We start from the raw sequence: 650 nt of genomic DNA on the forward strand, positions 1-650 counted from the left end.
CCGTTTATGCAAATCACTGTACCTGATGCGAGCAAAAAGCTGATCCAGAGCGTGGGCCGCCTACTGCGCAAAGAACGAGATTCTGGTAGAGTGACCATTCTGGATCGACGCCTCGTAACCAAACGCTACGGGCAAGCACTTATCGACTCACTGCCGCCATTTAAACGAAAAATAGAATATTAGAAGAATAAGAATTTATGGAAATGATAGAGCCGACAATGCTGTTGGTGTTGGCGCTAGTCGCTTTTGTTGCTGGATTTATTGACGCAGTCGCAGGTGGTGGAGGGATGCTAACCGTCCCTGCTTTGCTGTCTTTGGGGCTTCCTCCTCATATTGCTTTGGGGACGAACAAGTTGGCTGCCACCTTTGCATCGTCAACTGCCGCATTCACTTACTACAAAAAACGCTTGTTCAAACCTCAGTGTTGGGGGCGCGCGTTTGCAGCAACGCTTGTCGGCGCAACATTGGGCACGCTCTTTGTCGATGCCATCAGTACGGATTGGCTAGAAAAAGTCTTGCCTCTTATTATATTAGCCGCTGCGCTGTATACCGTATTCCATAAAACGCCACATTCACCTCATCAAAGCCCAATACCAGAGCCTTGCCCAAAACTGCATAAAAAACAGTACCTGCAAGGTTTGTCGATTGGT

Annotated in this window: 2 protein-coding genes; both read left to right on the plus strand. The window is 48.3% G+C overall.

Going from position 1 to position 650, the window contains the following annotated elements; genetic code table 11:
• The coding region (locus R7E78_RS27480) for a helicase C-terminal domain-containing protein (RefSeq protein WP_042772660.1) at positions 1-183 on the plus strand (183 nt) is incomplete at its 5' end.
• A gap of 14 nt (positions 184-197) precedes the next feature.
• Positions 198-650: sulfite exporter TauE/SafE family protein (locus R7E78_RS27485; protein ID WP_318058799.1), on the plus strand; the 453-nt coding region annotated here is incomplete at its 3' end.

The organism is Vibrio sp. YT-19(2023) (genome assembly GCF_033337395.1).